Annotated in this window: 13 protein-coding genes; 5 read left to right on the top strand and 8 right to left on the bottom strand. The window is 64.8% G+C overall.

Annotated features, from left to right (window positions below):
- Positions 1–97 precede the first annotated feature (97 nt).
- Entirely contained in the window at positions 98–1,969 is a 1,872-nt protein-coding gene (locus tag ABSY17_RS19245) for an AsmA-like C-terminal region-containing protein (protein ID WP_378944131.1), read from the top strand.
- A gap of 55 nt (positions 1,970–2,024) precedes the next feature.
- Here ABSY17_RS19245 and xseA read toward each other — a convergent pair whose 3' ends face one another.
- Positions 2,025–3,590 carry an exodeoxyribonuclease VII large subunit gene (gene xseA / locus ABSY17_RS19240; protein WP_378952875.1) on the bottom strand — a complete coding sequence of 522 codons (1,566 nt, stop codon included), beginning with the start codon at positions 3,588–3,590 and terminating at the stop codon, positions 2,025–2,027.
- A 57-nt stretch (positions 3,591–3,647) separates the two neighbouring features.
- Entirely contained in the window at positions 3,648–4,604 is a 957-nt protein-coding gene (locus ABSY17_RS19235) for a LysR substrate-binding domain-containing protein (protein WP_378944128.1), read from the bottom strand.
- A 167-nt stretch (positions 4,605–4,771) separates the two neighbouring features.
- Between ABSY17_RS19235 and ABSY17_RS19230 the strand changes: the two genes are divergently transcribed.
- Complete coding sequence (locus ABSY17_RS19230) at positions 4,772–5,062, top strand: DUF1127 domain-containing protein (RefSeq protein ID WP_378944126.1); 291 nt, start codon at positions 4,772–4,774, stop codon at positions 5,060–5,062.
- 195 nt (positions 5,063–5,257) lie between these two features.
- Here ABSY17_RS19230 and ABSY17_RS19225 read toward each other — a convergent pair whose 3' ends face one another.
- From ABSY17_RS19225 to ABSY17_RS19210, 4 genes are all read right to left on the bottom strand, one after another.
- Entirely contained in the window at positions 5,258–6,157 is a 900-nt protein-coding gene (locus tag ABSY17_RS19225; RefSeq protein WP_378944123.1) for a DUF937 domain-containing protein, read from the bottom strand.
- An 84-nt stretch (positions 6,158–6,241) separates the two neighbouring features.
- On the bottom strand, positions 6,242–7,615 hold the full coding sequence (locus ABSY17_RS19220; RefSeq protein WP_378944120.1) for a glutamate--cysteine ligase: 1,374 nt from the start codon (positions 7,613–7,615) through the stop codon (positions 6,242–6,244).
- Between the two features lie 175 nt (positions 7,616–7,790).
- Positions 7,791–8,522, bottom strand: a complete 732-nt coding sequence (locus ABSY17_RS19215; RefSeq protein WP_378952872.1) for a 16S rRNA (uracil(1498)-N(3))-methyltransferase — start codon at positions 8,520–8,522, stop codon at positions 7,791–7,793.
- A gap of 31 nt (positions 8,523–8,553) precedes the next feature.
- Positions 8,554–9,201, bottom strand: a complete 648-nt coding sequence (locus ABSY17_RS19210) for a hypothetical protein (protein ID WP_378944117.1) — start codon at positions 9,199–9,201, stop codon at positions 8,554–8,556.
- Positions 9,202–9,283: 82 nt separating this feature from the next.
- Here ABSY17_RS19210 and ABSY17_RS19205 point away from each other — a divergent pair, with 82 nt between their 5' ends.
- Both ABSY17_RS19205 and ABSY17_RS19200 read left to right on the top strand, forming a co-directional pair.
- Entirely contained in the window at positions 9,284–9,982 is a 699-nt protein-coding gene (locus ABSY17_RS19205; protein WP_378944115.1) for a type 1 glutamine amidotransferase, read from the top strand.
- 308 nt (positions 9,983–10,290) lie between these two features.
- Positions 10,291–10,428, top strand: a complete 138-nt coding sequence (locus ABSY17_RS19200; protein WP_378944112.1) for a hypothetical protein — start codon at positions 10,291–10,293, stop codon at positions 10,426–10,428.
- Here ABSY17_RS19200 and ABSY17_RS19195 read toward each other — a convergent pair.
- Both ABSY17_RS19195 and ABSY17_RS19190 read right to left on the bottom strand, forming a co-directional pair.
- The gene (locus tag ABSY17_RS19195) at positions 10,412–11,170 is read right to left on the bottom strand and encodes a metallophosphoesterase family protein (RefSeq protein ID WP_378944109.1); all 759 of its coding nucleotides are present in this window, start codon (positions 11,168–11,170) and stop codon (positions 10,412–10,414) included. The genes ABSY17_RS19200 and ABSY17_RS19195 overlap by 17 nt on opposite strands.
- Positions 11,167–11,964, bottom strand: a complete 798-nt coding sequence (locus tag ABSY17_RS19190; protein WP_378944106.1) for an FCD domain-containing protein — start codon at positions 11,962–11,964, stop codon at positions 11,167–11,169. Before ABSY17_RS19190 ends, ABSY17_RS19195 begins: the two co-directional genes overlap by 4 nt.
- A 196-nt stretch (positions 11,965–12,160) precedes the next feature.
- Between ABSY17_RS19190 and ABSY17_RS19185 the strand changes: the two genes are divergently transcribed.
- Positions 12,161–13,483 carry a DUF3422 family protein gene (locus ABSY17_RS19185; RefSeq protein ID WP_378952869.1) on the top strand — a complete coding sequence of 441 codons (1,323 nt, stop codon included), beginning with the start codon at positions 12,161–12,163 and terminating at the stop codon, positions 13,481–13,483.
- Positions 13,484–13,614 lie beyond the last annotated feature (131 nt).

Below are 13,614 nucleotides of genomic sequence, written 5' to 3'. Positions count from 1 at the left end.
CCAAACGCCATGGAGAGGCCATAAAGACTTGAAATGTCGTGGGTCTCGGTTACACCCGGTTGGCACTACGGCGCAGCACGGGCAGCACAAGGGCAACATGCCACCACCACTGTTCAGGCGCAGCATCTGGGCGATCATCGGCGTAGCCGTCCTGATCGTCGTCGTGGTTGCGGCCATCCCGTTCATTGCCTCGACCCAGATCGTCAAGGGCCGCATTGCCGATGAGATGAGTGCGTGGAGCGGTTTCCGCGTCTCCATCAACGGTACCCCCGATATCCAGATCTGGCCGGTGTTCCGCGCAACGCTGAGCGAAGTCAGCATGACGGAATGGGACGCTGCAGGCGACCCGCCCGTCCTCGAGGCGGATCGTGTCGAGATCGAATTGTCGGCTTTCGCCGCCCTTGCCGGCAACATCGATTTTTCCGACGCGCGATTTGTGCGCCCGACAATCCGGCTTGTGCGCCGCGCCGACGGCGGCCTGGAACTGCCCCATTCATCCGGCGGTCGGCTCGCGCGCTCCATCGAGCGCGTGCGTGCCGCCGTGGCTGCCCACCCCACCAGGTTTAACCCGGAGGCGCTGCCATCCGATGAATTTGGCGCTATAGAATTTGTCGACGGCCGTGTCCTTGCGGTTTCGGGCAAGGACGAGGAATTGCTTCTGGGCGACCTCACCGGCAAGGCGAGCTTGCCGGCCCTCAACAAGGCAGGAACCCTGACCGCCTCCGGCGTGTGGCGTGGCGAACAGGTGGCGGTTGAACTCTCGTCGCCGCGTCCGCTGGCGCTGTTGGCAGGCGGAAGCGCCCCCATCACCGCTGCATTGAAGTCGGCGCCCGTGGAAGCCTCGTTCGACGGCGTTGCCCGCCTCGTTGGCGATGTCCAAGTCGATGGGCAGGCAAAGATCTCCGCGCCCTCGCTGAGACGGGTGGCCGAGTGGTCACAGCCCGGCGTCCTGCCCAGCAGCCCGGTCGGGTCAATCGCTATCGCCTCGAAGGTCACCGGCGATCCCGCCCGATTGAAGCTCGAAAACGCAAAGGTCACGCTGGAAGGCAATCCGGGAGTAGGTCTTCTCGACCTGTCGCTGATCGGTCCGGTACCATCGATCTCCGGCACGCTTGCCTTCGATACGCTCAACCTGATGACCTTTGCTTCGGCTTTCGCGCCCCTGGCGCAGTCCAACCCGGGCGCGGCCGAGATCGACACGAGCTTTGCCGACCGCATCAATCTCGACCTCAGGCTATCGACAACCAAGGCGACGATCGGCTCGATCGCGCTGGAGGAGGTTGCGGCAACGGCGCAGGTCAAGGGTGGCCTCGCTGCCTTCGATATCTCCGATGCCGAAGCCTTCGGTGGCAACATTCAGGCAGGCATCCGCTTCGATCGCAAACCAGGCGGGACTCACGCCGAAATCAGACTTCTGGCCTCCGACATCGATGGCGGCGCCTTCGGTACCGCAGTAGGCTTGAGCCGTATCGTGCCGATCGGCCGCGGCACGGTCTCGGTCATTCTCGCCGGGCCCGGCCTCAGTTGGAACGCGCTGCTGCAGAATGCCAGCGGCTCCATCTCGGCGACATTCGGCCCCGGTGCCATTGCCGGCCTCGATCTCGAGGCATTTCTCAAGCGTTCGGCCGAGCGCGGCTTCTTTTCGCTGGACGAGGTCTCGGGCAACGCGTTGCAGATCGACGGCGTCGAGTTCAAGGCAACGATCTCGAACGGTGTTGCCAAGATCGACAAGGCCGAAGCCCGCACGCCCACCGAGCGCATCTGGCTTACCGGCATCGTCCCCTATGTCGGGCGTGGCCTAGCCTTGTCCGGAGCAATCGAGCCAAAGGACACAACGGCCCCGAGCAATCCCGCCCAGCACAGTGCCTTCTTCGTCGGCGGTTCGTGGGGCGCACCGTTCATTTCTCCGCTCGTCCAACCGGTGACGACGGCCCCTTTGGATCCTGCGTCTGCTCCATCTGGGGATTGAACTGGGCCGGCCTGTCAAACCGGCCGGTCAAATCGGCAATGCGGCGGCAGCAGCTTTAAAAAAGGCTACCCTGGCTGCCCGGCTCCTTCACCTTGGCTGCGGGCTTTGCAACGGCTTTCGGCTTTGCCTCGCCACTGGTCGCCACAGCGTGGGCCGTGCCGTCGGCGAACTCGATCGACAACGCAGCTCCCGATGCCACATCGGCTGCCCGCTTGATCACGTCCCCTTCGGCATCGCGCACCAGCGCAAAACCGCGGGCCAGAACGGCCTTGTGCGATAGGGTCGCCATCAGCCGCTCTGCCTGCGACAGCTTGCTGCGCGCGCGTTCGAGCCTGAGCCCGACGGCATGCGTGCCCCGGCGCTCGAGAGCGCTGATCTGCAAGCGAAAGCCTTCCTGGCGACGCGCCAGCGGTTCTGGCGACAGTCGCCCCTGCGTGCGGTCGAAGCGTATGCGCTGTTCGCGCACCACGCCCCGCAACGCGACGTCGGCACGCAGCATGTCGCGGTCGAGATGCCGGCGTGTCTCGCCGATCCGCCGCGACAGTGTTGCCGGGGACAGCCGCACGGCGGCAAGGCGAGCGCGCTTGCGCTCGGTGGAAACCGTCAGCGCCCGGCCGAGCCGGCTCGTCGCCTCGTCGAAGCGCCGGCGCGGGAGGGCCAGCAACTGGTCGGGCGTGGGCAGGGCGCGGGCCGCCGCCCGCACCGCCTGGCGTCGCCTGTCGATCAGGCGCAGCACCGCGCCCTGCAGCCTGGCGCTAAGGGCAGCCAGCGTCGCTTCGAGTTCGGCTTTCACCGGCACGGCAAGCTCGGCTGCACCCGTCGGCGTCGGCGCACGCATGTCTGCGGCAAGGTCGATGAGCGTCCAGTCGGTTTCGTGACCGACGGCGGAGATGACGGGGATGTGCGAGGCGGCAACGGCGCGGACCACCGCCTCGTCGTTGAAGCCCCAGAGGTCTTCGAGGCTGCCGCCGCCGCGCGCGACGATCAGAAGATCAGGCTGCCGCATTCCGCCTTCTGCGGCGAGCGCATTGAAGCCGTTGACGGCAGCGGCTACCTCCGCCCCCGACGTTTCGCCCTGCACGCGCACTGGCCAGACCAGCACGTGTAGCGGGAAGCGATCCTTGATGCGGTGGATGATATCGCGGATGACCGCGCCCGTCGGCGAGGTGACCACGCCGATGACCAGCGGCATGAACGGCAGCAACTGCTTGCGGCGCTCGTCGAACAGGCCTTCGGCCGCCAGCTTGCGCTTGCGTTCCTCGAGCAGCGCCATCAGGGCGCCTGCGCCGGCCGGCTCGAGATTGTCGATCACGATCTGGTATTTCGACGAGCCGGGATAGGTCGTCAGCTTGCCGGAGGCGATCACCTCCATCCCTTCTTCGGGACGGAATTTCAGCCGGCCCATCGTGCCTTTCCAGATCACGGCCTCGATGCGGGCACGGTCGTCCTTCAGTGAGAAATAGGCATGGCCCGACGAATGCGGTCCGCGGTAGCCTGAAATCTCGCCGCGCACGCGCACATTGCCGAAGGCGTCCTCGACGGTGCGCTTCAGCGCGCCGGAGATCTCGCTGACGGTGTATTCGGCGGCGTTTGTTCGTGATTCGTCGGCAAGTTCGTTCATGGCGCGATTGAGGGCTGGCAGGCCCCCTTCGTCAAGCATGTTGGCATCTGCGGATGCCTACCATCCCGGCATGATGTGGTTGGGCTTCAGCCTCCGTCCGCGGTTGGCCGTCAAGGCCGCGAAGTCGAATGTGCCGGCGTCCTCGGGAATGGGCACCGAGATGTTGTCGAGGCTCTCGCTGATGTGGCGGGCGAGCGCGTCGACGATCTCGGGGCGGCTCGAATGGCCGCGCAGGATGCCGATCTTGCAGTCGGCAAGCGGGCCGAAGCCGTCGGCCTCGCCGAGTACGCGCATACCAGGCCTGAGCGCGCATTCCGGCAGTATCGATACGGCGAGCCCCGACAGCACCGCAGCGGTGATCACGGTGGCTGACCAGCTGGTGAACAGGATGCGGTACTTCCGGCCGCTGGCGTCGAGAATTTCGCAGGCCGTTCGCCGCCACTGGCAGTTTGGGCGGCCGAAGGCCATCGGCAGGATTTCTTCCTCATGCACCATGTGGCTGGACGACGACACCCACAGCAGCGGCTCGTTGCGCACGATCTCCGCCGGTTTGGTGTCCTCGCATTGCGTCACCAGCGCGATGTCGAGATTGCCGCGCCGGATCTGGTCGGCGAGATTGACAGTCGGCTCGCACACTACAGACAGTTCGACGCGTGGGTTGGAACGCGAGAACCGCGCCATGATCTCGGGAAGGAAACGGTCGGCATAGTCGTCCGGCACGCCGATGCGGATGGTGCCCTCCAGCGCCCGGTCGTCGAAGGCGGCAAGTGTCTCGCGGTTCAGATGAAGCAGCCGCCGTGCATATGACAGCAGCCGTTCGCCTTCCTCGGTCAGCTTGTTCATGCGCCCGTCCTTCTCGAACAGCGGCTTGCCGATGCGCTCTTCGAGGCGGCGCATCTGCATCGACACCGCCGATTGCGTGCGATGAACCTCATCCGCCGCGCGGGTAAAGCTGCCCGTGTCGACGATGGAGATGAAGGTCTGGAGCTGGTCAAGATCGAGCGGAGCGGCCATTGTCGTTCCCATCATGAACTTTGATGGTAAAGATTAAAAACATTCGTTGGATTAATCAATACATCGAGAGCAAAGTCGCAGCGTCCACATAAGGCATGTGAATCGGAACCGGGGCGGCAAAAGGAGTGCCGACCGGGCGGGACCCGTTTGTCCCTTGGAGAGAAGTCATGACCACGCTCGACCATTGCGCTGAGACGACGCATTCCGCGGCTCGCCCGGTCAATGCGATGCGCCTAGTCACCTATCTCGCCAATGTCATTCAAGCCTGGAAAAACCGACGCGCCTTCTATCGCCTTGGCGAGATGACCGACACCGAACTCGCCGACATCGGCCTCACCCGTGCCGACCTGCACGTCGCTGTCGACCTGCCGTTCACCGGCGATCCGACCGTGCGGCTGCGGTCGATCAGGCAGGTGCGCAGCGAAAACATCGAGACCATGGCGCGCCGCGTCGCCTAGCTTCTGCGCGCTAAAAGGGCGCGCGCCCATTGAGAGTTTCGCAGGCTCCCCACTCCCAGCCGGTCCCCGCCGGCCTTGCCTGCATACTGCCCGGTCCTCCCAAGGACCGGGCTTTTTTGTTGGGGGAGGCAGTAGCGAATAGCGAATAGCGATTTGGGCAACTCACTACTCACTATTCGCTATTTCGCCATTGACTCACCGGTACCGATCCATGCCCTTGCTGAACTGGTCGAAGATCGATTCCACGCCCTTCTGGTAGTCGTCGCGCTGCTGGCGACCGGTCTCGAACATCTGCCCGAACAGGTCGTCATAGGGGTTCTTCGGCCGGCCGCTGGGGTTGGCCTGGGCCTGCGGCTGCGGATCGGGCTCAGCGGTGCGGTTGGTGCCGCCCAGCATCTGTTCGAAGATCTTGCCCAGCGGATTGTCGCCATAGGGGTTCTGCTGCGGCGGCTGCTGGTTCGAGGTCGGCTGCTGTGCCTGCCCGCCGCCGAACATGTCCTTCAGCACCTTGCCGAAGGGGTTGTCGAACGGGTCCGGCGCCTGTGTCTGTTGCGGGGCCTGCTGCGGTTGCTGGGCGCCGCCCATCATGCCGCCCCTCATTCCACCAGCTTGGCGCATCATCTGCTCGAGAATGTCGCCCAGCGGATTGCTGCTGCCGCCTGGCGCCTGCATCTGGCCGGTCGACTGCTTGAACAGTCCGCCCATGATCATCGATGCGATCACCGGCAGCATCTGCTTGAGCACGTCCTGGCCGATGCCGGTCGCCTGAGCGGCCTGGCTGGCCACCGCCCGCGAGATGTCCTTGGAGCCGAACAAGTGACCGAGGATACCGTTGCCTTCGTCCACACCCTGGGGCGAGAAGGCGCGGCTCGCGTCGTCGAAATATTTGGCGTGCTGGCCGCTCGCCATGGCCTGCAGGAATGAGCCAACGCCATAGGGATCCGACGCGTTGCGCTTCAGACCCTGGCTGAACGCGGGCATCAGCGCGTCTATTGCGGCCTGCGTCTGCTGCTGGCTGAGCCCGAACTGGCGCGCCAGCGCCTCCATGCCGTTGCCGTTCTGGGCATTGGCCAGCATTTCGAACAGGGGCAGCATGTCTTCCTCCTCGGGTCATTTCCGGGGAGGAAGCGTAGTGCGTTTCCGCAGGGGATTGAAGGGACTTTCGCCGCCGCCAGGCGCTTAGTACGCATACTCCAGGAATACCGGCTCGATCGAACCGCCCCAGCGCGTGTGATAGGCGTTAAGCATCTCCTCGGCACTTGTCGTGCCGCGCGATACCACCTCGTCGAGGGTGTTGAGGAAACCGGATTCGTCGAAGCCTTCGCGGTTCTTGCGGCCGCGGTTGACCAGTCCCCGGCGTGACAAGGCCAGCACCTCGCGGCCAACCTCGCGCAGCGTGGTGTTGCGGAACGGGGCGGAGATGCCCTGCTCGGGCACCGCATTGCGCATCGCCAGCACTTCTTCGTAGGTCCAGTCGGCGGTCAGCGCCTCGGCCGCGTCGAGCGTCGCCGGATCGTAGAGCAGCCCGACCCAGAAGGCCGGCAGGGCGCAGATGCGCCGCCAAGGTCCGCCGTCCGCACCACGCATTTCAAGGAAGCGCTTGAGCCGCACATCGGGGAACAGGGTCGACAGGTGGTTGGCCCAGTCGCCCATGGTTGGCATGCCCTCGGGAATGTCGTTGCGCGCAGCACCAGCCATGAACTGGCGGAAAGTCACATGCGTCATGTCGTGGTAGTGGCCGTTGCGGATGGCGAAATACATCGGCACGTCGAGCGCCCATTCGACATAGTCGGCAAAGCCGAACTCCGGCGAAAAGCAGAATTCGAGCAGGCCGGAGCGTTGGTTGTCGGTGTCGCGCCAGATGTCGCCGCGCCAGCTTTGGAACCCGTTCGGCTTGCCGTCGGTGAAGGGTGAGTTGGCAAACAGCGCCGTCGAAAGCGGCTGCAGCTTAAGCGACACCTGCATCTTGCGGCGCATGTCGGCTTCGCTCTCGAAGTCGAGGTTCACCTGGATCGTGCAGGTCCGGTACATCATGTCCAGCCCCTTGGTGCCGACCTTCGGCATGTAGGCGGTCATGATGTCGTAGCGCGACTTGGGCATGCGCGGCGTCTCGGCCAGCGTCCATTTCGGGCTGCCGCCCAGGCCAAGGAAGCGGATGCCGAGCGGCTCGGCGATCTCGCGGAGCTGCGCCAGATGCGCGTTGCCCTCGCGACAGGTCTGGTGGATCGTCTCGACAGGTGCGCCCGACAGTTCGAACTGTCCGCCGGGTTCCAGCGAAATCGCGCCCTGTCCGGTCGGCTCAACCAACCCGATGATGCGGTCGGCATCGATGATCGGGTCCCAGCCGAGCGTCTTCTGCATGCCCTCGAGCAGGGCGCGGATGCCGCGGTCGCCGCCATAGGGAACCGGCGCGTTGCCGTCGACATAGAAGGGGAACTTCTCGTGCTCGGTGCCGATTCGCCATTTGTCGCGCGGCTTGTTACCGGCGGCCATGTAGTCGACAAGCTCCTCCATCCCCTCGATGGGCCGGGAATCAGTGGTGTCGCGCGCCATTTATGCTTCTCCTGAGGGGCGGAAGAACCGCGGCGCTTGATGGACGATCGAGCGCTCGCCGATCAAGCGAAAAATCCTGAGCCTTCGTCAATAGATATTGAATGATTTCTTTGCGCCCAGAGCGTTTTGCAAGTCCATGCCTTGACCATCGTGCAGCAAAGGTCGCCGGTGCAGGCTACCAGTCGCCGATGGTCGCCTGGATCACCGCCAGTGCCGCCACCGCCGCCGTATCCGCTCTCAGGATGCGTGGTCCCAGCGGAATCGCGGTGACGAAAGGCAGAGCGCGCAACATCCGGCGCTCGTCCTCGGAAAAGCCGCCTTCGGGCCCGACCAGCAGGCCAAGCTTGCGCTCTTCGATGCCCTTTAGCGCGGCCATCGGATTGTTGGTCGAAGCATCCTCGTCGCAAAAGATCAGCCGCCGGTCCTTGTCCCAGTTGCCGAGCAGCCGGTCGAGTTTTTCGGCCTCGCGAACCTCGGGGACGGCGAGGATGCCGCATTGCTCGGCGGCCTCGACGACATTGGCGCGCAACCGGTCGATGCCAGGCTTTACTTGCGTGTGCTGGGTGACGACGGGTTGAAGCGTACCCGCGCCCATCTCCACCGCCTTCTGCACCAGATAGTCGAGGCGGCCCACCTTCAGCGGCGCAAAGCAGTAGACGAGATCGGGATGCGCGGGCTGCGGCCGCTGCAGTTCGAGCACTTCGAGCCGCACCGCCTTCTTGGAGCGGGCGGCAATCTTCGCCGTCCACTCGCCGTCGCGGCCGTTGAACAGCAGTACCTCCGCGCCTTCGCTCAGGCGCAGCACATTGCCGAGATAGTGGCTCTGCTGCGGGTCGGCGTCGAAGGCCGAACCGTTGGCGAGGTCGTTCGGCACGAAAAGCCGTTGCATCTTGTAGTTTGCGCGCATGGCCGAGTGATGCGACAGGGCAATGCTGCGGTCAAGGCGTAGCACTCTGGTGCCATTCCGGCCGATAGCCTTGTCTCAGCACGGCAAGTGTCGCCGCAGGTGTGATGATGCACATTTCGCGTTCGCCAAATTCATCAAAGTCCAGCCTTTGCCCATAGCCGGAGAACGACCAGCGCAGGGCCTTGCCGTCATGGATGGCGTAGTCGCCTTCGCCGTCGGAAACCATGGCGCCGTCGGGCAGCAGCTGCAGCCCGTGCCGGTCGACCTCGACCGGCTTGCCGCCTGATCCCAGCCGCTCGCCGTGCAGATGGGCATCGATCTCGCCGACCTTGGCGTTGGCGACGCCGAAGGCTTGGCCATATGCGCTGCCAAAGGCCTTTGCCCGCGCGCGCCGGCAATAGAAGCAGGGACGATGCCCGGCGGCCAATGCCGTCACTTCGTCGAGGAAGAACAGTTCGGTCCAGCCGGTTCCGCCGCCGGCGCGATTGCGGCCCATCGGCACGCGCCGCACGTCCTTGAAGTGAAGCGCGCAGGTGATCCAGGCCTTGGTCGCCCAGCGGCGGGTCAGCAGCGTCCTTGTCTCTGGATCGTGGATGATGCCGCGATTGCCGGTGAACATGCCGCGTGCCGGATCGGCATGGATGTCGCCGAACGGGTCGACGCGGTTCTGCAGTGGCATAGACGATCCTTATTGGCTGCGTTCGAGGCCGCATGATACGGCTCACCGAAGCTTTGTCATCTTGGCTGACAGAAGGGTTAATATGCGCGTTTTGGTCGTACAGAATTTCGTAGACACGGGTCTTGGACAGGTCGGCGCCGCCCTTGCCGAAGCCGGCGCCGAGATCGACCGGTGCTGCGCCCATCTCGGTGAGGCGCTGCCGGCCGATGCTGGCGGCCACGACGCGATGGTCATGCTCGGCGGTGGCCAGAATGCCATCGACGACGATCATTCGCCCTACTTCCCGCAACTGGTAGAACTTGCCCGCGACTTCGTTGGCAAGGACAAGGCCGTACTCGGCATCTGCCTCGGCAGCCAGTTGCTCGCGCGTGCCTTCGGCGGCGAGAATCGTATCGGCTGCGCCACCGAATTCGGCTGGCATGGGATTTCGCTCACGCAGGAAGCCCAGGACGATCCGGTCTTCGCCGATCTGCCCGAGGGCTTTCCCATCTTCCAGTGGCATGACGACACCTTCACCCTGCCGGAGGGAGCGGTTCGGCTCGCATCGAGCCCCGTTGCCGACAACCAGGCCTTCCGCGTCGGCCGTGCCGGCTATGGCGTCCAGTTCCACTTCGAGGCCGACCGGGCGTTGGTGCGGGACTGGAACGAGGCGTTTGCCGCCGTGATCGCAAGGCGCAACCCGGATTGGCCCGAGCGGCATGGCGCCGAAGCCGCCCGCCACGGTCCGGACGCCGACGCTGTCGGGCTCGCGTTGGCACGCGCCTGGGTGGCGGCGATCTGACCGGTCGCGCCGGCCCGAACCAAGCGCGGTCCCGAGCGCCCGTGACATTTTTGGCACGCCGCAAATAATCTGCGGTGGAAAGCACGTTTGCGTGCTGGATTGTGCCCAAAAGCCTTTCTAAAGAAAGCCCCGCGCCAGCCGGCGATGGTATCGCGAATGAGCCATTTCGGAATCCCGCGCGACACAAGCCCGATACAGAACGACCCTAGAAGCACGGCCGCGATGCCGCGCGTCGATGGTGTCGACTAAACTTTTCGGAAACTTATTCGTAACTCTGCTGTGGCAGAATACAGGAAGCTCAACCTGAGATGACTCCCTTGAAAGCAGCGCTCCTGTCCTTCGCCATGCTGTCGGCAATCGTGCTCGGCGGCTTCGGGATCTATGCCGCCGATGCGGCGGCCGACCATCGTGTGGTCGACGGCTACGGCGTCACCGCCACCCGCTGAAGCCGGGCGCTTCCACCGAAATCAGCCGTTTGTCCGCGCCGTCGATGACGAGTGCGGTCAGCGCGCCTGAATAGAACACGCCGGTGTCGATGTTGACCCGGTTGGCCATCACCTCGGGCTCTGCCTGTGGCGTGTGGCCATGCACCACGACTTTCGGATGCAGCCCCGGATAGTCGAGGAATTCACTGCGTATCCAGATCAGGTCGTTGGGATCTTGCCAGTCGAGCGGGATGCCCGGCTTGATGCCGGCATGACAGAAGAAGAAATCGCCGAAGGACGCCGAATAGGGCAGAGAGCGCAGGAACCGGATATGGCTCTGGGGCACGGCGCGCACCAATGCCGCGTGGCCGTCGTGGAGACTGTCGCGGTCGCTGAAGCTCAATTCGACGCCATAGGATCGCGCCGTTTCCGCTCCGCCATTATGGGCGAACAGTCCCTCGGGGTCGGGAAATGCGAGGAAATCGAGGAACCCGACGTCGTGGTTGCCCGTCAGCACGATGTTGCGGTTGTCATGGGCGGTGGCGGCGATCAGGAAGTCGATCACGCCTTTCGAATCGGGGCCGCGGTCGACCAGGTCGCCGAGGTGGATGATACGCCAGTCCGCCGGCAGGTCGCGGGCTATTTCATTGGCGATACGGGCATGCATGGTGGTCAGCAGGTCGAGATGGCCATGGATGTCGCCGATGGCATAGATGCGTATTCCCTCCGGGCCACGGGCGTCGAGATAGTGCATGCCGTTCATGGCCGCTTCCGATCCGCTTCCTCGTCATCCATACGCTGCCTGAGCCGCAGGCGCGAGACGCGCTGCCAGTCGCCGCTGCGTTCGGCCTCGGCCATGGCGCGTTCGAGATAGCTGATGTGGTCCATCGCCGCCTTGCGCGCACCCGCAGGGTCGCCCGCGACGACCGCGCGGTGGATTGCCTGATGCTGCGCCAGGAGCGCCTCGCGCGCCGCCGGCTGCGTAAAGACGATCAGCCGGTTCTGAAACACCCCGTCCGACAGCAGCCGGTAGCAGGAGCGCAGTGTGTGCAGCAGGATGATGTTGTGCGCGCATTCACCGACCGCATGGTGGAATTCGACGTCGATCTCGGCCTCTTCGCGGAAATCGGCGTGCCGGTGCGCGGCCTCCATGCGCGCCATGATGCGGTCGAGCAGCGCCAAGTCTTCCGCCGTCGCCCGTTTGGCGGCGTACTCGGCCGCCAGTCCCTCGATCTCGCGGCGATATTCGAGGTAGTCGGCGGCCGCCTTGCGGTGGCTGACGATCAGTTCCATCACCGGCTTGGAGAACACCTGGCCGATGACATCGGCGACATGGGTGCCGCCGCCGTGGCGCGACACCATCAGCCCGCGCCCTTCCAGCACCTTCAGCGCGTCGCGCAGGATCGGCCGCGATACGTCGAACTGCTTGGCCATCTCGCGTTCGCCGGGCAGCCTGTCGCCGGCGCGCAGCACGCCTTCGAGGATCAGGCTCTCGATCTGCTGGACGACCTCGTCGGCCGTCCGCGAATGCTCGATCCTGGAAAAGATGTCGCTCAAGGTCGTGTCCGCAGGTTGGCTCGGGCGCCAAGGATAGGAGTGGCGTGGCCCGCTGGTCAAATTAATTATCCAGTTTTGGGCACTGCGCGGCCCTTGGCAGCAAGGGCCCCCTTATCGGCCGCGCCGCAGTTGACGTTTGTCTGTTGCACCCAATTTGCCTACAGCCTCGAATGTCAGTGCACAGATGGAGCCAATGGTGTCGATAGATCCGTCCACGCTCGAGTCCCTGACGCTTGCCACCGGCACGGTGATGGGATTTCCAGCCCATGAGGGGCGTCCCGACGCCCTGGGCGAAGTCCATTCGCGGCCGCATCCCCTGGTCGAGCAGCCACGGGTGCTGATCCAGCTCTCGTTCATGACCGAGGGGGGCTCGGCCGTCGACCACGCCGTGCTGTGCGAGCTGTCGCGCCGCCTCGGTATCGCCGCCCCCGATCGCCATGCCCGTCACTACGCGATGAAATGGGGCCAGGGCTCGGTGCGCTGGGAGCGCCACACTGAGTTCTCGACCTACCTCTGGGAGGGGCCGCTCAGCGAGAACGGCCGCACGCCTGAGGATTCGCCCTTCGGCCACGGCTTCAGTCCGCCCGGCACGGTCATTTCGGGTATCCGGCTGGAGATCCGCGAGTGGACGCCGGCGAGCGAGGAACTGATCTCCGGCTTCGACCCCGGCAGCCTGTGCTATTCGCTGGTCGAGAACGGTCTTGCTGCGATCATCACCGATTTTCGCCAGGACGGCGATGGCCTGACCCGCATCCTCGTGCTCGATCGAGGCCTTTCCTCGGCCCGTACTGGCGCCCTGTCGCAGCGATTGATGGACATCGAGACCTACCGCACGCTGGCGATGCTCGGCCTGCCCATGGCGATGTCGCTGTCCGGTCGTGTCAGGCGCATCGAGGATCGGCTCGCCCTGATCACTCGCGAGATGAAGGCGACCGAGACGCGCGACAGCCAGGCCCTGCTTGGCGACCTTACCGAGCTCGCCGCCGAACTCGAGGCCGACGCCGCTGCCAGCCTCTACCGCTTCGGCGCCAGTCGCGCCTATGACGGCATCGTCCGCGAGCGCCTCGAAGCGCTCGATGAGGAGGTCGTGCCCGGCTACGACACCTGGGCCCTGTTCCTCAAGCGCCGGGTTGCGCCAGCCATGCGCACCTGTCGTTCGGTCGAGGAGCGCCAGGCCAACCTGTCGCGCAAGATCACCCGCGCCACCACGTTGTTGCGCACGTGGGTCGACGTCGAGGTCGAGCAGCAGAATCGCGACCTGCTCGCCTCGATGAACAACCGCGCCCGCTTGCAGTTGCGCCTGCAGCAGACGGTCGAGGGCCTCTCGGTCGCCGCCGTATCCTACTATGTCGTCGGCCTAGTCGCCTACATCGCCAAGGGCGCCTCGACGGTGAATCACTTCTTTGCGCCTGAGGTCGTCACGGCCGCTGCCGTGCCGCTTGCGGTCCTGCTCGTCTGGTGGGGGGGGCGCCGGGTGCGCCGCGCCCATGACGAGCCGAAGGCGGTGGCCGGCGAATAGGCTTCGCTCGTTCTTGATTGGAACTGCCGGCAGCGGCAGATTGACGCTACGTAAGAGTGGTCGGGGCGCCTTGCAGCGCTGCCGTCCTCTTCCGGTTTGCAAGCTATCGGCACTACTGGTAAAAGCATTTT

The organism is Mesorhizobium sp. ANAO-SY3R2, assembly GCF_042466635.1.
Taxonomy (GTDB): Bacteria; Pseudomonadota; Alphaproteobacteria; order Rhizobiales; family Rhizobiaceae; genus Aminobacter.
This window is presented reverse-complemented; position numbering and strand designations above follow the sequence as displayed.